Origin of the sequence: Streptomyces sp. NPDC020845 (genome assembly GCF_044334165.1) — a bacterium.
GTDB lineage: Bacteria > Actinomycetota > Actinomycetes > Streptomycetales > Streptomycetaceae > Streptomyces.
Genome location: NZ_JBIRSJ010000019.1, coordinates 131,709 through 151,833 on the forward strand (window position 1 = coordinate 131,709; position 20,125 = coordinate 151,833).

17 protein-coding genes and 1 pseudogene are annotated in these 20,125 nt (G+C 71.8%); 10 read left to right on the forward strand and 8 right to left on the reverse strand.

Going from position 1 to position 20,125, the window contains the following annotated elements; all coding sequences use genetic code 11:
* The first annotated feature begins 30 nt into the window (after positions 1–30).
* Positions 31–978, forward strand: a complete 948-nt coding sequence (locus ACH4U7_RS41480) for an EamA family transporter (RefSeq protein ID WP_398532963.1) — start codon at positions 31–33, stop codon at positions 976–978.
* Between the two features lie 23 nt (positions 979–1,001).
* On the opposite strand, the gene ACH4U7_RS41485 is transcribed toward ACH4U7_RS41480, so the two are convergent.
* Positions 1,002–2,018, reverse strand: coding sequence for a LacI family DNA-binding transcriptional regulator (locus tag ACH4U7_RS41485; RefSeq protein ID WP_398532964.1), 1,017 nt, complete (start codon positions 2,016–2,018; stop codon positions 1,002–1,004).
* Positions 2,019–2,193: 175 nt separating this feature from the next.
* On the opposite strand from ACH4U7_RS41485, the gene ACH4U7_RS41490 reads away from it, so the two are divergent.
* The 3 genes from ACH4U7_RS41490 (at position 2,194) to ACH4U7_RS41500 (ending at position 5,314) form a co-directional block, all read left to right on the forward strand.
* A complete protein-coding gene (locus ACH4U7_RS41490) occupies positions 2,194–3,348 on the forward strand; it encodes a Gfo/Idh/MocA family protein (RefSeq protein WP_398532965.1) in 1,155 nt (384 codons plus the stop codon).
* A 132-nt stretch (positions 3,349–3,480) separates the two neighbouring features.
* Complete coding sequence (locus ACH4U7_RS41495) at positions 3,481–4,800, forward strand: SLC13 family permease (RefSeq protein ID WP_398532966.1); 1,320 nt, start codon at positions 3,481–3,483, stop codon at positions 4,798–4,800.
* A 73-nt stretch (positions 4,801–4,873) separates the two neighbouring features.
* Entirely contained in the window at positions 4,874–5,314 is a 441-nt protein-coding gene (locus tag ACH4U7_RS41500) for an HIT family protein (RefSeq protein ID WP_398532967.1), read from the forward strand.
* A 40-nt stretch (positions 5,315–5,354) separates the two neighbouring features.
* On the opposite strand, the gene ACH4U7_RS41505 is transcribed toward ACH4U7_RS41500, so the two are convergent.
* Positions 5,355–6,155, reverse strand: coding sequence for a carbon-nitrogen hydrolase family protein (locus tag ACH4U7_RS41505; RefSeq protein ID WP_398532968.1), 801 nt, complete (start codon positions 6,153–6,155; stop codon positions 5,355–5,357).
* A 114-nt stretch (positions 6,156–6,269) separates the two neighbouring features.
* Between ACH4U7_RS41505 and ACH4U7_RS41510 the strand changes: the two genes are divergently transcribed.
* Complete coding sequence (locus ACH4U7_RS41510; RefSeq protein ID WP_398532969.1) at positions 6,270–6,776, forward strand: hypothetical protein; 507 nt, start codon at positions 6,270–6,272, stop codon at positions 6,774–6,776.
* Positions 6,777–7,073: 297 nt separating this feature from the next.
* On the opposite strand, the gene ACH4U7_RS41515 is transcribed toward ACH4U7_RS41510, so the two are convergent.
* The 4 genes and pseudogenes from ACH4U7_RS41515 to ACH4U7_RS41530 all read right to left on the reverse strand — a co-directional run bounded on the left by ACH4U7_RS41515 (position 7,074) and on the right by ACH4U7_RS41530 (position 9,827).
* On the reverse strand, positions 7,074–7,829 hold the full coding sequence (locus tag ACH4U7_RS41515) for an NPP1 family protein (protein ID WP_398532970.1): 756 nt from the start codon (positions 7,827–7,829) through the stop codon (positions 7,074–7,076).
* A 154-nt stretch (positions 7,830–7,983) separates the two neighbouring features.
* A pseudogene (locus ACH4U7_RS41520) lies at positions 7,984–8,238 on the reverse strand (SDR family oxidoreductase); the annotation flags it as partial.
* Positions 8,239–8,272: 34 nt separating this feature from the next.
* Entirely contained in the window at positions 8,273–8,926 is a 654-nt protein-coding gene (locus ACH4U7_RS41525) for a TetR/AcrR family transcriptional regulator (RefSeq protein WP_398532971.1), read from the reverse strand.
* An 88-nt stretch (positions 8,927–9,014) separates the two neighbouring features.
* Entirely contained in the window at positions 9,015–9,827 is an 813-nt protein-coding gene (locus tag ACH4U7_RS41530; RefSeq protein ID WP_398532972.1) for a thioesterase II family protein, read from the reverse strand.
* A gap of 424 nt (positions 9,828–10,251) precedes the next feature.
* On the opposite strand from ACH4U7_RS41530, the gene ACH4U7_RS41535 reads away from it, so the two are divergent.
* The 5 genes from ACH4U7_RS41535 (at position 10,252) to ACH4U7_RS41555 (ending at position 18,727) form a co-directional block, all read left to right on the forward strand.
* Positions 10,252–10,776 carry a helix-turn-helix domain-containing protein gene (locus ACH4U7_RS41535; RefSeq protein ID WP_398532973.1) on the forward strand — a complete coding sequence of 175 codons (525 nt, stop codon included), beginning with the start codon at positions 10,252–10,254 and terminating at the stop codon, positions 10,774–10,776.
* A 68-nt stretch (positions 10,777–10,844) separates the two neighbouring features.
* Positions 10,845–11,312: a hypothetical protein gene (locus tag ACH4U7_RS41540; protein WP_398532974.1), complete on the forward strand. Its 468-nt coding sequence runs from the start codon at positions 10,845–10,847 to the stop codon at positions 11,310–11,312.
* Positions 11,305–12,531: an MAB_1171c family putative transporter gene (locus ACH4U7_RS41545; RefSeq protein ID WP_398532975.1), complete on the forward strand. Its 1,227-nt coding sequence runs from the start codon at positions 11,305–11,307 to the stop codon at positions 12,529–12,531. The genes ACH4U7_RS41540 and ACH4U7_RS41545 overlap by 8 nt, the downstream gene beginning before the upstream one ends.
* Positions 12,532–12,641: 110 nt before the next feature.
* The gene (locus ACH4U7_RS41550; RefSeq protein ID WP_398532976.1) at positions 12,642–14,132 is read left to right on the forward strand and encodes a hypothetical protein; all 1,491 of its coding nucleotides are present in this window, start codon (positions 12,642–12,644) and stop codon (positions 14,130–14,132) included.
* Between the two features lie 8 nt (positions 14,133–14,140).
* Positions 14,141–18,727: an FtsK/SpoIIIE domain-containing protein gene (locus ACH4U7_RS41555; RefSeq protein WP_398532977.1), complete on the forward strand. Its 4,587-nt coding sequence runs from the start codon at positions 14,141–14,143 to the stop codon at positions 18,725–18,727.
* A gap of 62 nt (positions 18,728–18,789) precedes the next feature.
* On the opposite strand, the gene ACH4U7_RS41560 is transcribed toward ACH4U7_RS41555, so the two are convergent.
* The gene (locus ACH4U7_RS41560) at positions 18,790–19,095 is read right to left on the reverse strand and encodes a hypothetical protein (RefSeq protein WP_014181807.1); all 306 of its coding nucleotides are present in this window, start codon (positions 19,093–19,095) and stop codon (positions 18,790–18,792) included.
* Between the two features lie 20 nt (positions 19,096–19,115).
* On the reverse strand, positions 19,116–20,102 hold the full coding sequence (locus tag ACH4U7_RS41565; protein WP_398532978.1) for a hypothetical protein: 987 nt from the start codon (positions 20,100–20,102) through the stop codon (positions 19,116–19,118).
* Positions 20,103–20,125 lie beyond the last annotated feature (23 nt).

Below are 20,125 nucleotides of genomic sequence, written 5' to 3' on the forward strand. Positions count from 1 at the left end.
GCAAGAGAACGGGCGCCGCACGATCGGGACATGCGAACAGCATCCGTACGCGCGGCAGCCCCCGCCCACCGGGCCGTCCCGACCGCCTCCGCCCTGGGGCCCGGGGGAGGACGCCTGGCCGGGGTGGCCACCATGATCGGCAGCGGCCTGTCCAACCAGATCGGCGCCGCCACCGGGTCCTTCGCCTTCCCCGTGCTCGGCCCCCTCGGCGTCGTCGCGGTACGCCAATACGTCGCCGCCATCGTCCTGATCGCCGTCGGCCGCCCCCGGCCGCGCAGTTTCACCTGGCGGCAGTGGTGGCCGGTGCTGCTGCTGGCCCTGGTGTTCGGGACCATGAACCTCTCCCTCTACAGCGCCATCGACCGGATCGGCCTCGGTCTCGCGGTGACCCTGGAGTTCCTCGGCCCGCTCGCCATCGCCCTGGCCGCCTCACGCCGCCGCGCCGACGCCTGCTGGGCGGTGCTGGCCGCGGCGGGCGTCATCACCCTGATGCGCCCACGGCCCTCCGCCGACTACTTCGGGATGGGCCTGGGCCTGCTGGCCGCCGTCTGCTGGGCGTCCTACATCCTGCTCAACCGCACCGTCGGCCGACGGATCCCCGGCGCGCAGGGATCGGCGACCGCCGCCACGCTCTCCGCCCTGATGTTCCTGCCCGTCGGGATCGTCCTCGCCATCAGGCAGCAGCCGACCGCGTCGGCTGTCGGCTGCGCCGTCGCGGCCGGGGTCCTCTCCTCGGCCGTGCCGTACCTCGCTGACCTGTTCACCCTGCGCCGCGTACCGGCACCGGCCTTCGGGCTCTTCATGAGCGTCAACCCCGTCCTCGCCGCCGTGGTCGGATGGATCGTCCTCGGGCAGCGCCTGGGGTGGATCGAATGGGCCGGAGTGGGAGCCGTCGTGGTGGCCAACGCGCTCAGCATCGCGGGCCGGGCCAGGGCGGATGCCACACCCCAGCAGGCACCCCAGCAGGCGCCCCAGTAGATGGCCCAGTAGATGGCCGGCCGCTAGAGGCGGTCGGGCGGGCCGGGGCACCGCGCCGTCGTGCCGCGGACTTCGAGGGCCGGGGCGGTCAGGACGGTCTCGCCGGGGCGGGCGGGGTCGGCGATCCGGTCGAGCAGACAGTGTGCGGCGCGGCGGCCGACCTCATGGCTCGCGTTGTCCACGGTGGTGAGCCACAGATGGCGCAGCCGCGCGAGATAGGTGTTGTCGTAGCCGACGAGGGACAGGTCGCGGGGCACCCTCAGGCCGAGCTCTTCGGCGGCCGACAGGGCGCCGACACCGGCTATGTCGTTGAACGCGAAGACCGCGGTGGGCCGTTCGCGGGCGCCGAGCAGCCGGACCGTGGCCCGATAGCCGCCCTCCTCGGTCAGGTCGCCCTGCTCCACGGCCGCCGTCGCGCCCAGTCCGTGCTCGCGCATCGCCGCCTCGAAGCCACGGCGGCGCAGCTCGCCGACCGCCCCCTGCCCCGCGATATGCGCGATGCGCCGGTGGCCGAGGCCGATGAGGTGTTCGGTGGCCAGCCGGGCGCCGTGCTCGTCGTCGCCCGCCACGATGTCCACCCCGGGCAGTACGGGCTCACGAGCGCCCGCCACCACGGTGGGCACCTGCCCGGCCGCGGTGCGCAGCGCCTCGGGGGCCGGCAGCGTGCCTACGGCGATCAGACCGTCGACCCGCAGATCCGTGAAGGTGCGGGTGAGGTCTTCGCCGAGCCGCCGGTTGAGGTGGCCGTCGGCCAGCAGCATGCGCAGACCGGAGTCGTGCAGCCGGGAGTTGAGGCCGTCCAGCAGCTCCACGAACCAGGGGTTGCGCATGTCGTTCAGAAGTACCCCGACGGTGCGGGTGCGCCGCTCGCTGAGGCTGCGCGCGGCGGCGTTGGGCCGGTAGCCGAGCTCTTCGACGGCGGCCAGGACGGCCTGCCGCTTCTCCGGGCGCACCTGGTCGGAGCCGCGCAGTACGAGGGAGACCAGCGATTTCGACACTCCGGCCCGTTCGGCGACATCGCGGATCGTCGGTGGTCTCATGCACTGGACCGTTCCATAGGGCGCGCCGGGTTGTCAAAGGGATTGACAGCTGCGGAGACGGCCCTCAGGGTGGGCCGGGAACGTTGTGGACCGGTCCAAATCTGATGCGGTCCCAAGCAGGCCGGAGTCCTGCGCAGGCCACAGTCCTGAGCGGGGCAGTCATGGGAGAGCAGTCATGGTGAGTACGCTCGGCGTCGCCGTCGTGGGATTCGGCTGGATGGGACGGGTGCACACCCAGGCGTACGCCCGCGTGCCGCACCACTTCCCCCAGCTGTCCGTGCGGCCCGAACTGATCGCCGTCGCCGACGAGGTGCCCGGCCGCGCCGACGAGGCCGCCGAGCGGTACGGCTTCGCCACCGCGGCCCGTAACTGGCGGGAGGTGGCCGCCGACCCCCGGGTCCAGGCCGTGAGCATCGCCGCCCCCAACTTCCTGCACCGTGAGATCGGCACCGCCATGGCCGAAGCGGGCAAGCACATCTGGATCGAGAAGCCGGTCGGCCTGACCGCCGAGGACGCCCGAGCGGTCGCCGGCGCCGTGGCCAAGGCCGGTGTCCAGGGCACCGTCGGCTTCAACTACCGCAACGCGCCCGCCGTCGCCGCCGCCCGAGAGCTGATCGCCGCCGGGGAGATCGGCGCCGTCACCCATGTCCGCATCCGGCTGTTCAGCGACTACGCCGCCCACCCCGAATCCGCCCTCACCTGGCGGTACGAGCGCGAGCGCGGCGGCAGCGGAGTGCTCGGCGACCTGGCCTCGCACGGCGTGGACCTGGCGCGCTTTCTGCTCGGCGAGATCGAGTCGCTGGCCGCCGACACGGCGGTCTTCGTACGCGAGCGAGCCCGCCCCACCGACGCCACCGCCGGCCACACCCGCTCCGCCGGCGGCGAGTTGGGCCCGGTGGAGAACGAGGACTACGTCTCCTGCCTGCTGCGTTTCGCCTCCGGTGCGCGGGGTGTGCTGGAGGCGTGCCGGGTCTCGGTCGGCGAGCAGAACAACTACGGCTTCGAGATCCACGGCACCAAGGGCGCGGTCTTCTGGGACTTCCGCCGCATGGGCGAGCTCGGCGTCAGCCGTGGCACCGCCTATCAGGACCAGCCCGTCAGCACCGTGTACGTCGGCCCCGGACACGGCGAGTACGCCGCCTTCCAGCCGGGCTCGGCCAACAGCATGGGCTACGACGACCTCAAGGTCATCGAGGCGTACCACTTCCTGCGCTCCATCGCCGAGGGCACGGCGTACGGAGCCACCCTGGACGACGCCGTCCGCAGCGCCGCCGCGCTGGACGCCATGGCCCGGTCCGCCGAGCGGGGCGGCTGGGTGAACCCGGCCTGAGCGCTTACGCGTTCGCCCGGCCAGGGGCCGGGCCCATGCGAGGCGAGCAAGGGCTTGCCGATCTATTGACTCTGACGCACCGTGGGGCCCACCGTGATTCAGCCACTGATCACTTGGCGACGGGAGCCCTGGTTGTCCCCCGAACTCATCTCGATCATCGTGCTGGTGGCGGTCTTCGTGCTGGCCACCACCCGCTCCGTCAACATGGGTGCCCTGTCCTTCGCCGCCGCGTTCGGTGTGGGAGAGCTGGTCGCCGACCTTGACGCCGACGGCATCTTCGCGGGCTTTCCCGGGGACCTGTTCGTCGTCCTCGTGGGTGTGACGTATCTGTTCGCCCTCGCCCGGGCCAACGGCACCACGGAGTGGCTGGTCCATGCCGCCGTCAGACTCGTGGGCGGGCGGGTGGCGCTGATCCCCTGGGTGATGTTCGCGATCACCGGTGTGCTCACCGCGATCGGCGCGGTGAGCCCGGCCGCCGTGGCCATCGTCGCCCCCATCGCGCTGAGCTTCGCCGCACGGTACGACATCAGCCCGCTGCTGATGGGGGCCATGGTGGTACACGGCGCCCAGGGCGGTGGCTTCTCGCCGATCAGCATCTACGGCTCGATCGTGAACGGCATCGTGGAACGGGAGAAGCTGCCGGGCAACGAGATCACGCTCTTCCTGGCCAGTCTGGTGGTCAACCTGGTCATCGCCGCCGTCGTCTTCGTCGTCTGCGGCGGCCTGAAGCTGCCGCGCCACGCGGCCACCGCACCCCGGTCGGCCGGTCCGGGCGCTGCCGCTGCCGAGTCCGCACTGGACGACGGGGGTGGCCAGGCGCCTGCCGGTTCGCCCGTCGAGGAGTCGGCGATCGGCCTGACCCCCGACCGGGTGGCGACCCTCCTCGCCCTGGTCGCCCTCGTCGTCGCCGTGCTCGCCTTCGACCTCGACGCGGGCCTCGCCGCGATCACGCTCGCCGCGCTGCTGAGCCTGTTCTGGCCCAAGGACGGCAAGAGGGCGGCCAACGAGATCTCGTGGCCGACGGTACTGCTGATCTGCGGTGTGCTCACCTACGTCGGCGTGCTCCAGGAGATGGGCACCATCGACTACGCGGGCCGGGCCGTCAGCGACATCGGCGTCCCCCTCCTCGCGGCCCTCCTGCTGTGCTACATCGGCGCCCTCATCTCCGCCTTCGCCTCGTCCGTCGGCATCATGGGAGCGCTGATCCCCCTCGCCGTCCCCTTCCTCGCCAAAGGCGACATCGGCGCGGTCGGCATGGTGGCCGCCCTCTCGGTCTCGGCCACCGTCGTCGACGTCAGCCCCTTCTCCACCAACGGCGCCCTGGTGCTCGCGGCCGCCCCCGATGTCGACCGGGACCGGTTCTTCCGCCAGCTGATGATGTACGGGGGCGTGGTGGTGGCGGTGGTTCCGGCCGTGGCCTGGCTGGCCATGGTGGTGCCGGGCCTTGGCTGACCGGCCCCGAGTCGAGGAGGGCGACAATGACGAAGCCGCAGAGAGCGACCGAGACGCCTGAGGAGCGTGCCCTGTGGACTGCTTCGTGTGCCGGAAGCACCGCGATATCACGCTGATGCCGGGAGGGCCGGTACACGAGGACGAGCTGGTGGTGGTCTCACACGTGTCCCCACGGGCTCCGGGGCAGTCGGCAGAGGCCTATCTGGGACACCTCCTCGTGGAGCTGCGTCGGCACGCGGCCGGGCTCGCCGACCTCACGGACGAGGAGGCCGAGCGCATGGGGCGCTGGAACGCCAGGTCCGCGCGTGCGCTGCGGGAGGTCGCGGGCGCCGAGCATGTGTACGCGGCCGTGATCGGTGACCGCGTGTCCCATCTGCACCTGCATCTCCTGCCGCGCTACCCCGGCACGCCCCGGGAGTTCTGGTGGACGCGGGTCGATGAGTGGCCACAGGCGCCACGGGGCGGTGAGAAGGCCGCCGCGGAGCTCGTACGACGCCTGAGATCCCGCTGGTGAGGGGGCGCAGGCGCGTTGTCGCGGCCCGGTCGCCACGCACTCATGAGCCGTCCAGCCTGCGGTTGGCCAGGACGGACACCGAGCGCCGCACCGCGGCGACCTCGTCGGGGTCCACATCCCCCACCAGAAGCCCCGGGCCCGCCCCCAGCCGCTCCCGTACGGTGCCGTCGGGGCCGATGAGGGCGCTGTGCCCGATACCGGTGGGGGCGGAGGTCGCGGGTGCGAGGCCGGTGGCCGCGGGGTCGGCCTGGCCCGCGGCGGCCAGCCAGACGGTGGCGTCCAGCGCCCGCGCCCGGATCAGCAGCTCCCACTGCTCGCGTTTGCCGGGCCCCGCGCCCCAGGAGGCGGGCAGCAGGGAGAGATGTGCGCCGGCGTCGGCGTGGGCCCGGAACAGCTCGGGGAAGCGTACGTCGTAGCAGGTGGCCAGGCCGATCCGGAGGCCGCCGAGGTCGAAGGTCACCACCTTGGAGCCCGGGGCCACGGTCCTGGACTCGGTGAAGCCGAAGGCGTCATACAGATGGATCTTGTCGTACGACGTCTCGACGCCCGGGCCGGTGACCAGCAGGGTGTTGGTCACCCGGCCGTCGGGCGCCGGGGTGAACATGCCGGCCACGACCACCAGACCGGCGTCCTTGGCGAGCTGCCGCACCTCGGTGGCCCACGGTCCGTCCAGCGGCTCGGCGAGCGGGCCGAGCCGCGTACCGAAGCAGGCCATCGCCGCTTCGGGGAACACCACGAGACGGGCGCCGGCCTCCGCCGCGCGGTGTGCCTGCTCGCGCAGGGCGGCCAGGTTCCGCCGGGGCTCCGGGCCGGTGGTGAGCTGGCTCAGGGCGATACGCATGGGACATGGGCCTCTCTGCCGGGGGCGGTGGCTGTGGCTGAGCGGGGAACTGCATACCCCTCGTGAGCAGGGTTACCCGACGGTTACCCGCTTTCCGGCGAAGGGATGAAGGCCATGTACCCCGTGATGAGACCCCACCACATCGCTCCTCGGCTCACGACCGGAGCGTTCATGCTGAACTCCGGTCTGCGCAAGCTCCGCGCCGACGAGCAGACCGAGCAGGGGCTCCACGGCATGGCCGCCGGCGCCTATCCCGTATTCAACCGGATGTCGCCCCACCAGTTCACCAGACTGCTGGCCTCCACCGAGGTCGCTCTGGGCGCGGCGCTCCTGTCGCCCCTGGTGCCCACCGCCCTGGCCGGGGCCGGGCTGACCGCTTTCGCCACCGGGCTGGTCGGGTTCTATCTGCGCACCCCCGGCACCCATCAGAAGGGCAGCCCGCTGCCCACTGACGAAGGCGTCCCCCTCGCGAAGGACTTCTGGCTGCTCGGTATCGGCCTGGGATTCCTCAGCGACCGCCAGGCGTGGGCGTGGCCGTGCCCGGCGGCGTGCCGACACAGAAAGCCGTGTCGGCGCGGGAAGTCGGGTCACCACAGAAAGTCGTGTCACCACAGAAAATAGCGGGGCGGAGCCTCGGCGGCATACGCCCCGCAGGTCAGGGCGTGTACGAGGCCTCGCGCGCGGTGCGCACCTCGGCCTGGCCCTCGGCCCGGCCGAACAGCCCGGCCGTCACCCAAGTGTCCACCGTGGCCGTCCGGGCTCATTCCAGGGAGACTTGTTCGAGGTTTCGAACGAAGTTCGAGAGGTTGACTAAAAGGTAGAGATCTGCTGAGAGTGCGTCAATGCTTCGGGTGATCCGGGTCCGTTCCATGCTGCCGGGGGCGGTACGGCGGCCCGTGCCGCCCCCGGCCCCGTCCGTCAGGCGTTGGGGTCGAACGGAATCCCGGACGGCTTGGCCTTCGCGAGATGGCTGTTGAAGTTGCCGTCCTTGAGGCCGAAGACGGCGCTGCCGAAGTCGGCCTGGCTCAGCTTGTCGCGGATCCCCGCGGGGTAGCCGTTCCAGCCGACCAGGGTGGGGAACTGCCAGGTGTGGTAGTGGTTCTCCGGCGGCTCGTCGCCCGAACTCGCGGCGCGGAAGGCGTGGGTGCTCAGGCCGTCCTTGTGGTAGACGACCTTCGGGTGCGTTCCGTCCCACGGGATCTGGTCACGGCTGTGGATCTGGAAGTTGCCGTGGGCGGAGGTGGAGACGTACTGCGCCTGGTTGTTCTGCACCCACACCACGACGTGTTCCCAGTCGTGGCGGTGCCCGCCGATCGTGGCCTGGTCCTTCTCGAAGTAGAGGCCGTAAATGATCGCGCACCAGCCGTTGTTGCACTTGTAGCGCGCGTATCCGTTGGTGTTGTCGAGGTCGGACTGGTCATGGCACTGTCCGTTGGGGTTCCCGGACGGGTTGAGGCCGCCGTTGAGGGTCCCGTCGGGTCCGATGGCGGGGGTCGGGTAGCAGCCGTCCGTGTCGTAGTCGAAGGCCGGCTGGAACGTCTGCTCCATTCCGTCCGCGTTGCCGGGCAGTGCCTTCGGGGGGTCGGCGAGCGCGCTGCTCGGAAAGGCGATGACCAGCGCGACGGCGCTGCCGAGGATGAGCGGGACCTTGCGGATGCGCGACCTTCTGTTCACTGCGTCCTCCTGAAGGACCGGGGGGTGGGGGCAGGCCGGTCAGCTTTGGCATGCACCAGTCAGCCTGCTGATCCTCTCCCGACAACGTCAGTGGCGACAGATGGCGCGGGGGTGAAAAGTCAACCAATGTGGGGTGCGGGGGAGTTGGGCTCGATCAGACGGCGGGCCAGCCGTTGTCGACGGGCAGGACGGCGCCGTTGACGTTCCCGGAGGCGTCGGAGGCGAGGAAGGCGATGGCGGCGGCCTGCTCCTCGGTGGCGGCTACCCGGCCGATGTTGCCGGCGTGGGCCCCGATCACGGTCGGCCCGTGGGCGCCCGCCCGGGCGTCGCCCCGGACGGCGGTCGCGGCGTCGCCGGGCGCGATGGCGTTGGTCCGGATCCCCTGGTCGCGGTACATCACGGCGAGGGTTGCGCCCCGGATACGAGGACCAGGTCCTCGCTCCTCAACTCCCCGGGCGCGTGACCGGGGCCAGCCACATCCCGACGATCGCGTCGATCAGCCCGGTGGCGGTGTCGTGCCATGTGGCGCGGGGCGTCGGGGTGTTCTCGGCGAGGGCGCGCTCCCGCTCGGCGCAGATGTGCAGGATGAGCTCGCGCGCCATGGCGCCGCGCTCGGCGAGGACATCGGCGGGCAGATCGGGCAGGCGCCGATTCACCCCTTCGACGACCCGCGGAAGCGACCCGGAGGACAGGGACTCCTCGACGATGATGTCGTGGAGTGCGGGATCGGTCATCACCTGAGCGCAGAACCGCGCGTACCAAGTCGGGCTGCCCAGGGCCGACAGATGCTCGGGGATCGGTCGCACCAGGCAGGCCACCCAGTCGCGGATGTCGTCGGAGTCGCCGATCTCGGCCAGCAGCCGGGTGCGGATCCGCTCGACCTGTTCGGAGTGCTTACGCGCGATGGCGCGCACCAGGTCGGCCTTGGTGCCGAAGTGATAGCCGACCGCGGCGTTGTTCCCCTGTCCCGCGGCCTCGCTGACCTGGCGGTTGGACACCGCGTACACCCCGCGTTCGGCGAACAGCCGCTCCGCCGCGGTCAGGATCAGCTCCCTCGTCGCGCTGACCTGTTCCGCCCTTGCCGTTCTGCCGGCCATGATCACCACCCTCCTCGGCCACATGGCCAGGCAATCGCATCCGCGCGGCCTGAGTCAAGCAGTTGCTTTAAATTCCTCGCTGACGCCTTCAAGCGGCGCCGGACCGCGGTGACGGGGGCTCCCCGTTGACGGCGGCCAGCCGGCCGCTCACCAGCTCGCGCAGGGCGACTGTGGGCGGCCGCTCCTGGCACAGGAAGACATGGCCGCCGGCGAAGTCCCGCGGCTGGGGCGAGGACGGTGTGCTCAGTCGCCACCGCTCCAGCTCCGCGGGGGACAGGCTCTCGTCGTCACGGCCGAACCACACGTGGTAGTCCGTGCCGCCACCCGCCGGCATGGCGGGCGGTTCGCGGTACGTATCCAGGAGATGCAGGTCCTGGCCGAGCATCGTGACCGCGACGTCGAGCATATGCGGATAGTCGAACAGCTCCGCGGGGCAGCCGCTGTGGCGCCGCAGCTCCGTGACGAGTTCTTCCCGGGTCCTGGTCAGGAACGGGGCGCGTGGATGCGCCGCCAGCCGCGCGGTCGTCGCCGGGGACCGGGCCCCCGACAGCACGACATCCCTGACGTGGCCCCGCCGTTCGCCGGGCAGCGCCGAGACCAGGGCGTGGGCGAGGAGGGCGCCGAGGCCGTGCCCCACCACCACGGCGGGCCGGTCGACCCAGCTGCGGAACGCCGGGAGGAGCCGCTTGACCGCGTCGTCGAAGCTGCGCACCGGGGGAGCGTCGGTCAGCTCGCCCCGGCCGTCCAGCTCGAACGCGACCGCGGCACAGCCCGGCGGCAGGGCCCGCGCCAGCGGAAGCATGGACAGCGCGGTCGCGCCCGCGTAGTGGAAGAAGAGCACCCTCAGCGGCGATCGGGGGTCTCCGATCAGGAGGTGACCGTCAACCGTCCTGACACGCATGCCATTCCCCCTGTCTGCTGTGGCTGTCCGCTTTTCCGGGCCCGGCTGTGCGACGGTCGGCCATTAATGGACGCGGGACTCCCGGAACGTACGCTTCTTGTCAGTGAATTCTCTTGGCGCGGGCCGCGGAAGAGCTCGTCCGGCGTCAAGGAAACTCCTTTACCGAAAAAACGGGTCTACTTGATCAGGAGTTGTGCTGAACCAAGGGTGTGTTGCGAGCGAGGAGATCCTGTAATACGTCCGTCGACACTGTCAACTAATTCAGCCGACCTCGGACACATCTTCCCCATATCGGGCAATCCAGGGCCGGTCGGTCGCAGTTTTTTGGATCCGGCGCGGATGAAGTGGCAGTGGTCCCCTTACGGTTCGCTTAGGATCCACGGTTATGTCGCCCCCCCAGCACAACCCCGGAGAGCGTCCACGGATGTCAGGACGTCATGACGCGGCAGAGTGCTTCGCGCGACGCTTCCAGCGCGTGCAAGAGGTCATCTACCCCGCCGACTTGGGCAGGCCGTACACGGAGCGGGAGATCGCGGAAGCCGTCGGGATGTCCGTGAGCCAGATCAGCAATCTGCGCAACGGCCGCTCCGTCCCCCGGGCCGACCGGGCGGTCGCGCTGGCCACCTTGTTCGGGGTGCGCGTGGAGTACTTCTTCTCCCCCGACGAGGACCCCTACGCACGCGATGTCGAGCGGCACCTGCGGGCCATCGAACAAGAGCGGCGTGGCGAGCCCATCGGCCAACTGAACCGCGCCGCCGGCGGCTCGACCCTGCTCGTCAGCGGTCCGACACCGGCGAACGCCGGGCTGCTCGACGACGACCAGGTGCGTCAGATCGCCGAGGGCGTGGCTGTACTGCCCCACGACATGCGCGAGACCGTCTGCACCCTGGTGGATCAGCTGCGCCGCGTCGCCCGTCAGCACAAGAGCCGCGAGGGACAGCCACGGTGAACCGGGTCCGCCCGAAATCTCCGCAGGGACCGGCTTCCTGACAGCGCGCCGAAGGAAGGGACGACAGCGTGGGCATCCGGTCCGAACGGCGCAGGGTACGGGCCTTGTTGAAGGACCTGGAACTACCGCCGCATCCGACCCTCGCCGAGCTGCACGCCGCCTACGAGGCTCGTTTCCAGCGGGCGCTGCGACTGATCGAGCAGGACGTGGCACCCGGCGAGCCGACCGGACGGTACGAGCAGTACCTGACGCACGACCGCATCTACTACCCCATGCACACCAGCCGCGCCCATCAACTGCTGGTCGTCTGCCATGAACTCGCGCATCTGCTGCTCGGCCACCTCCCCCGGTACGACGCCATCGACCCCGCCGTGGTGCGCCGGGTGTTAGGGCGCTCCCACTACGACGACCCCACCGAGCACGAGGCCGAGACCATCGGCACGCTGCTGTACCAGCAGCTGAACCTCGCGCCCGAGGTCGGCCCGGCCGCCCGGCTCGCACCGTCCCTGGTACACCGCGAGGGACGCCATGTCTGAGGCGGGTGACGTTCACACCCTCGCCTACACCACCGTGAGCGCCGTCATGTACGGGCTGGCCGGGTACAAGGCACTGGCCTGGGCCGCCGAACGGATCCCCGCCCTGCTGCTGATGGCCGTGGGGGCCCTGGCCGGCGGCGCCGCCTTCACCGCCGCCACCCCGGCGGTCTACCGGTGGCTCGGGGAGACCAGCGGAATCTCGAATCTCGCGACCCTCGTCGTCTACACCCAGGTCATCGTGTGTTTCGGCTGCCTCCGCGCGCTGGCGCTGCTGTGGTCACCACGGCGGCTCGCCGCCGGCAAAGGCGGTCGGTCACCTCGGGGGATCGGTATGCGCGGCGCCCTGCGCCGGGTCCTGCCGCGCTATGCCGCCGCCGTCGCCGTCATGTGGTTGCTGTTCCTCTCCGCCGACCTGCCCACCGGCGAAAAGCCCCTGACCTTCGACACCGCCTTCGCCGCCCGCCCGCCCGTGTTCGCCTTTCTGCTGGTGTATCAGGCGGCCTTCGGATGGGCGCTGTGGTCGATGGTGTACGTGTGCTGCCAACGTTTGAAGGATGTTCACGATCCGATCCTGCGCGGCAGTCTGCGCCTCCTGGTCATCGGCTGCACATTCATCGGCAGTTATGGCGTATGCAAACTCATCGCGATTTTCGGCGTGGTGCTCGGTACCCACGCGCTGGACGTCCTGTCCTCCGATGTAGGCCCCGCGCTGTCCTCCCTCGGCGGGGTGATCACGGCCACCGGATGGACCCGTGCCGCTCTGCGCACCCGGCGACAGCGCCGACGTGACTTCTACGCCCTGGAGACGCTGTGGACCACCGTCACCCAGGCCGACCCCGGAGTCATCCTCCACAGTCCGCCCTCCGGCTCCGCCTGGGAGTTCCACACCCTGCGCCGGGCGCATGAAATCCGCGACGGACAGCTCGCACTGCGCCCCTGGACCTCCCAGCACATCGTGAACGCGGCGCGGCGCCTCACCGACGAACACGGCCTCGGCCCACCGGACCGCGACGCGCCGGAACACGACGCGCTGGCCGCAGCGGCGGGCATCAGGGGAGCTCTGGAAGCCCTGCGGTCCGGGCGGCCCCCGCGCATGCCCTGTGAGCGGCTGCCGGGCATCGACGTACCACCGCAGGCCGAGCGCCGCCATCTGGTCGCCGTCGCTCGTCAGCTCGACAGCCCACTCGTCGCGCGCGTTCTCGCGGAGGCGGAACAGTGAAGTCCGCCTGACGCGCCGTATGGTGGGAGCGGTTACGTGCCATCCGCGTTCGTTCCCCCCGACTCGTCCCCCAGCGTGAGGTTCCGGTGTACACACGGCTCGCTCTCGGCATGCCCGATCGCGCCTCCTGGTTGATCCTCCTCGGCTTCCTCGCCGCTTTGACCCTGCTGGTCTGGCTGATAGCGCGGTTGATCAGATCCCAGGGCGGCCTGCGGCCGACCTGCCGCCGTATCGTCTGGGAAGTGCGGATGACGCGACGGGCGTTCGCCGAGCCCTTCCGCGTCTTCAGCCGCCACCGCCGATGGGCCCGGATCCTCTCCGGCTATCTCGCCGACCCCGCCGCACCCGGCACGGCGCTCGCCGCCCTCGACCACGCCGACTCCACCACCGATGAAGGCTGTTACGCCCTGGCGGTGCAGCTGAGCCCGGCCCGCGACCAGGTCCGCGTCGTCGTGGCCGGGCGCGATCCGCTGCCCCCCGCCGGGCCCTGGCAGAAGGCCACCGCCGAACCGGGGGAGTGGTCCTGGTCGGCCCCGGCCGCCTCCGTCGACCCGTCCGATGGTCCGGAGCGCATGCTGCTGGCCGTCGGCGTCGACCGACGGCAGCCCGGTGCCGTCCTCGTGGACTGGATGCGCGGCCCCGCCGCCCTCGCGGTCGAGGGCGACCCCCACGCGTCGCGCGGTGTGCTCCACGCCCTGGCCGCCCAGATCGACCACCTGCCGGACGGCCCGCCGGTCCAGGTGGCCCGCGGTGTACACCCCCGCCACGCCGGCCCCGACCTCGACACCCTCCTCGACGCCCAACCCGACCCCCTGTCCGACGGCGTGTGCGCCGAGTCCTCGCTGACACCGGTCGTCGTGTGCTGGTCCCCGACCCCGGAGCAGGCCGCCCGGATCTCCGAACTCTGCGCCGCGGGCCGCCTCCGGGCCCTCGTCGGCGGCCGTGTCCCCGGCGCCTCCTGGACATTCCACGCCGAGCCCGGCGGCCGGCTCCTGGCCCCCGGCCTCCACCTCGACCTGGAGTCCGCCGCCCTGCCCCGGGCCATCGCCCGCACCATCCGCCGCGACCGCCGGCAGCCGCCCGCCGGGACCGCCGTCCTGCGCCCGGGCCCGGCCGCGCGGGCCACGGTGCCGGCCGACGCGGTGCCCGGGCCCCGTACCGAGGCCGCGCCGCCGCAGGACGCGCGTGCCGAGGGGCCGCGGGACGCGGTGGTCCCGGCCCAACCGGCCTACGCCGAAGCGAACTTCACGGCCGATTACGCAGCTGATTTCGACGCGGACTTCGCGGAGCCCGCCCCCGCGTCGGCCCCGGCCCCGAGCCCCGCGTCGGCCCCGGCTCCGGAACCGGCCCCCGCCCCGTCTCCGCCCTTCTCTGCGGCTCCGTCCAGTGGCCGCGCCGCAGAAGAAGCCACAGAAGAGATGGCCGGGAAGGCCGAAACAGCCGCTCCGCCCGAGAATGCCGAGACGGACCCGGCCAGCCCCGAAGACTCCGGGGACGACGGCGATCTCGCCGAACCCGCTCCCGCCGTGCCGCCGTCGCGGTCCGGCGGCATCTCCGCCGCATCCGGCACGACAAACGAACGGACTTCTTCGCAGCCGTGAGACTTTTTGTGAGCGTTGCCGAGAGCGACGTGATGCTCGATGTGAGCGGTACCACCACCGCCCGGGCAGTCGCCGTCCGTCTGGCCGAGATGGGTCATGCCACGGGCCCCCAGGGCGCCGAGCTGTTCCTCGGGGACCTGCCGCTGCCCGCCGAGCTGCCGCTGGCGGCGGCCGGGGTGCGGGACGGGGCCCGGCTGGGGCTCGGTGCCCCGGCACCCGGGGACGGGGGTGCGTACGGGCCCGGGCGCGAGGAGTTGCCGCCGCCTTCGCGGTCCGCCGACGGCGAGCGGCTGCCGCGCGGCCCCCAGGTCGAGCTGCAGCTCGTGGGCGGGCGCGGCGCGGGCCGGGTATGGCTGCTGCGGCCCGGTACGTACACGGTGGGCCCGGAGCCCGGCAGCGCGGTGCGGCTGGAGGGCCGTGACGTACCGCCCGCGGGGATCCGGGTGACAGTCCGCCCCGACGGCGGTGTGCTGCTGAACACCGGTCAGGCGGGCGCCGGCGTGGCGCTGTCGGTGCCCCAGCCGCCCCCGGAGCGGCCGCGCGCCGACGCGGCCCCGCTGCCGCCCGCGCCGCCTCCCCCGCTGCCGGATCCGGACGCCGACCGGCATGAGCCGGTGCCGCGTGGCTGGACCGAGTGGCCGCTGGACGGCGAGTTGGTCTTCGGGGAGTACCTGCTGCGGGTCGCGGAGCCCACCGAGGCCGACGCGGCGGTGACGGTGTCGGCCGACGGCGCGTTTCTGGACTTCAACCGGCCGCCGAGGATCATCCCGCCGCTGACCCCGGAGCGGTTTGTGCTGCCCGCGCCGCCAACTCCGCCGTCGCGGCGGTCGATCCCGGTGCTGGTGGTGGTGGCGCCGATGTTCCTCGGCATCGCCATGGTGACGTTCCTCGGGTCGTACTTCTACCTCATGTTCGCGGTCTTCAGCCCCTTCCTGGCCATCGCGAACTATGTGACCACCCGTCGCAGCGGCAAGCGCGAATACCTGGCCGGCGTGGCGAGTTACCGTGCGCGCCGCGCCTCACTGGAGGCCGACGTACGGGAGAAGGTCGACCGCGAGCGGCGGCTGAGGGTCGACGCGGGGCCCGATCCGGCCACCATCGGGCTGTGGGCGGTCGGTCCCGGGGCCAGGCTGTGGGAGCGGCGGCGCGGCCACCCGGACCACCTGGCGCTGCGAGTGGGGACGGTCGCCCAGTCCTCGCTGCTGACCATCGACGACAGCTCCCGCGAGGACAACCACCGCTCGGTGAACTGGCGGATCCCGGACATGCCGGTCCAGGTGGACCTGACCGCCGACGGCGTGGTCGGTATAGCGGGGGAGCGGGAAGCGGCCCGGGCACTGGCCCGTTGGGCGGTGGCGCAGGCGGCGGTTCTGCACAGCCCGCGGGACGTACGGGTGACCGTGCTGACGGACATGGCGGGGGCGTCCGCCTGGGAGTGGGTGCGGTGGCTGCCGCATGCCCGCCCGGGCCGTGGCGGGGTGGCGGCGGCGCGCTCCGGCGGCCCGTCGGTGACGGTCGGCAACGACCCGGAGACCGTCGCCAACCGGGTCTCCGAACTGGTCGCGGCCATCCGGTCGAGGATGCGCGCCCGGGACTCCGCGATGAGCGGTGCCCTGCTGAGCGAGCCGGATCTGGTGGTGGTGCTCGACGGGGCGCGGCGGCTGCGCGATGTGCCCGGTGTGGTCCAGGTGCTCAAGGAGGGCCCGTCGGTGCGGGTGTTCCTGATCTGCCTGGATCAGGAGGAGCGCATGCTCCCCGAGGAGTGCGTCACGGTCTGCGCGGTGGGCGCGCGTGAGCTGACGGTGCGCCGTACCGGCAGCGCCGATGTGACCGGTATCCGCCCCGACCAGGTGGACACCGAGTGGGGCGAGCGGATCGCCCGCTCGCTGGCGGCCGTACGGGACGTCACACCCGACGGCTCGGACGGGCTGCCGGACCAGGTGCGGCTGCTCGGGCTGCTGGACCTGGAGCCGCCGAGGGCCGAGGAGCTGGTCCGCCGCTGGGGCAAGCGGCCCGCGTCCACCGGGGCGCTGCTGGGCGTCGGCTACACCGGACCGGTCACCTTCGACCTGGTCAAGGACGGCCCACACGGGCTGATCGCGGGCACCACGGGCGCCGGTAAGTCGGAGCTGCTGCAGACCCTCGTGGCGTCGCTCGCGGCGGTCAACCGGCCGGATGAGATGACGTTCGTGCTCATCGACTACAAGGGCGGCAGCGCCTTCAAGGACTGCGTACGGCTGCCGCATGTGCTCGGCATGGTCACCGACCTCGACAGCCATCTGGTGGAGCGGGCGCTGGCCTCGCTGACCGCCGAACTGGTCCGCCGCGAGCGGGCGCTGGCGGAGGCCGGGGCGAAGGACCACGCCGAGTACCGGGCGATGCGGCGGCGCGATCCGGCGCTGCCCCCGCTGCCCCGGCTGCTGCTGGTCATCGACGAGTTCGCGACGCTGGCGCGCGACGTCCAGGAGTTCATCCCCGGTCTTGTCGGCATCGCCCAGCGCGGCCGCTCCCTGGGCCTGCATCTGCTGCTGGCCACGCAGCGGCCCGCCGGCGTGATCACCGCCGACATCCGGGCCAACACCAATCTGAGGATCGCGCTGCGCGTCACCGACGCGATGGACAGCCAGGACGTACTGGAGGTGAACGACGCGGTGACGATCTCCGGCGCCACCCCGGGCCGGGCCCTGGCCAGGACCGGCCACCGCTCGGTGCTGCCGTTCCAGACGGCCTTTGTGGGCGCCCCGCGGCTGGACGAGGCCCCCGGGCCCGCCCCGGCCGAGGCGCCCGAAGCGACGGTCTGGGCCGCCGAACTGACCTGGTCGCTGCTGGGCCGTACGGCGGTGGAGCCGGGCCCCGCGCACGAGGCCGAGGACGAACTGCCGCTGCTGGACGCCGATGAGGTGCCCACCGATCTGACGGCGCTCGTGGAGTCCGTACGGGAGGCCGCGGCCTCGCTCACCATCGCGCCGCAGCCCAGCCCCTGGCTGCCCCCACTGCCGCAGACGATCACCCTGGAGGAGCTTCCGGACCGGCCCGACCAGCCGGGCGGCGGGCTCGCGCCGGTGCCCTGGGCACTGGCCGACCTGCCGGGCGCCCAGCGCCAGGAGCCGCTGGAGCTGGACCTCTCCCGCTTCGGGCACCTCTACATCATCGGCACGCCGCGCTCGGGCCGCTCCCAGGCGCTGCGGACCATCGCGGGCGCGCTGGCCCGCCGTCACTCCTGCGCCGACGTCCACCTCTACGGCATCGACGCGGCCGGCGGCGCGCTGACGGCGTTGACCGATCTGCCGCACTGCGGCGCGGTGGTGCCCCGGGCCGACCTGGAACGGCTGAACCGGCTGCTGGCGCGGCTCATCGCCGAGATGGGGCGCCGACAGGAACTGCTCACCTCGCACGGCGCGGCCAACCTGGCCGAACTGCGCTCCGTCCTGCCGCCCGCCGAGCGCCCCGCCCACACGGTGCTGCTCATCGACGGCTGGGACTCGCTGACCGCGCTGCTCGGCGACCACGACGGCGGACGGCCGGTGCAGGAGCTCACCGCGCTCATTCGCGAGGGTGCCCCGATGGGCCTGCATGTGATCGCCACCTCCGAACGCGCCCTGCTGTCCGGCAAGGTGGCGTCGCTGAACGACGAGCGGCTGCTGCTGCGGCTGACCGACCGCAGCGAGTACATGCTGGCGCAGATCCCGTCCAAGCAGATCCCGGCCGTCGTACCGCAGGGGCGCGGCTGGCGCGGCGGCAGCGCCACCGAGGTGCAGGTCGCCATGTTGAGCGCGGCGGGCGCCGGACGCGACCAGGCGGAGGCACTGCGGCGGATCGGCGCCGAGGCCGCCCGCCGCGACCTCGAGGTGCCCGCCGCGCTGCGCCCGGTGAAGGTGGCGAGCCTGCCGAAGCGGGTGACGTTCACCGACGCCTACGAGAAGGTGCCCGCCGGTTTGCGCCGCCCGCTGTGGGGGCTGCTCGGGGTGGGCGGCGACGACCTCGGCCCGGTCGGGGTGGACTTCGCGGCGGACGCCCCGTCGTTCATGATCAGCGGGCCGCCCGGCGCGGGCCGCTCCACGGCGCTGGCGAGCCTCGCGGTGTCGCTGCTCGCGGGCGGGGCCCGGGTGGTCGCGCTCACCCCGCGCGAATCGCCGCTGCGGGGCCTGGGCAGGCATCCGCGGGCCCATGTCATCGAGACGCCCGACCCGGGCGCGGACGAGGTGCGGCAGGCGCTGGAGGCCGAGGCGGGCCCCGCGGTGGTGCTGGTGGACGACGCTGATCTGCTGGCCCAGATGCCGTCCGCCGACTCGGTGCTGCGGGAGATCGCCTCCACCGGCCGGGACCGCGGCCAAGGGCTCGCGGTGGCGGCCACCGCCGAAACCCTCACCTCCGCGGGCATCGGCTGGCTCGGCCAGGTCCGCCGGGTCCGCAAGGGGCTGTTGCTGTCCCCGCAGTCGCCCGGCGAGGGCGATCTGCTGGGCGTGCGGGTCCCGTACGACCTGCTGCGCGGGCGGCCGGTGCCGGGGCGCGGGCTGACCGTCGACCCGGTCACCGGGGCGCTGGTGTCGGTGCTGGTCCCGGAGACGGTGCTGCGGTCGGACGGCATGGGCTGACCGGGCCCTGACCGACCCGGGCTCCCGCTCCGCAGTGAAGCGGGAGCCCGGTGGGCGCCGGGTCAGCCGTTGTTGGTGCTGGCGGCGATGTCCTTGTCCATCTGCTCGACGGACTCCTTGATCTTGGTGAACTGGGTGGCGAAGCTGTTGATGCTCTCCACCGCCTGCTGCAGCGAGGCCGTCAGCTTCTCGTAGGCGGCCTTCATCGCCGGGCTGCTCTGCTGCATGAACAGGCCGTTGTCCAGCAGCCCCTCCACCGAGGTCTTGGTGGACAGCAGATGCGGGTTGATGTCGTTGACGGCCTGGTTCATGACCCCGGAGACGCGCATGATCTCGGCGTAGTCGAGGTTGATGTTGCCTGCGGGCATGGTGTGGTTTCCTGCCTTGTCTAGTCGTCTTCTTTCGGGACCCAGCCGGAGTTCTGGTCAGCGTGGTCGCTGGTCCACTCCTCCTTGCGGCCGTCCGTCTCCACCGTGCGGGTGCCGCTGCCGTCCTCGTGGACCTCGATCGTCTCGATCACCTCATGGCCGTTCACATCGAGCGAGGACGTGGTCGTGCCGTGCACGGTCTGTTCCTTGCCGTCGTCGTCGGGCCCCGTGGTGGTGTAGGTCGTGGTGGAGTCCCGGTGGCCGGTGGTGGAGTTGTAGTCCGAGGTGGTGGTCCCGGTGGTGGTGGACTGTTTGCCGTCCGGGGTCTTGGTGGTGCTGGTGAAGGTGTCCGTGGTGTTCTTGTGGTCCCCCGATTCGGTGGTCTGCGAGTTGCCGGTGGTGGTGGTGACGTTGCCGTAGACATCGGTGGCGGTCGAGTCGTACGTGCCGTCGGGGTGGTAGTTGGTGGTGTCGGTGGAGGTCAGCCCGCTGCTGGTGGTGATGGTGGTGGTGATTTTGGTGGGCTTGCCGTCCGGGCCGTACTCATAGGTCGTGGTGGTGGTGTTGCCATGGCCGTCGGTGGTCGTCCACTGGCTCTCGCGCTCGCCCGGCGGCTTCGGCGCATGCGGATCGTTCGGGTCGACGTACCCCTTGGCGACCGCCTCCTGCCAGTCGTCCCAGATCTCCTTCTGCGTGCGATAGAGATCCGCGGCCAGCGACGCCTCCTGTTTGCTGGCCTCCCCGGCCAGCCGGAAGTCCCAGTCCGCCCAGCCCCGCGCGACGCCCTCGTACAGGTTGTGAAGCTGCTCCAGCTTCTCCTCGGAGCGCTTGAAGGAGCCCTTCCAGACCTCGTAGTACGCCTGGATGGCATAGGAGACGCCCCCGCCCACCTGCTCGGTGGTGTAGTTCTGATTGCTCTCCCGGGCCTGCTTGACCTGCTCCTTGAGGCTGCTGGCCTTCTGCGCGACCTGGTTGAGCAGCTCGTAATCGACGACGATGTCAGGCACGGTCCCCCCCTGGGTCGGCTCGC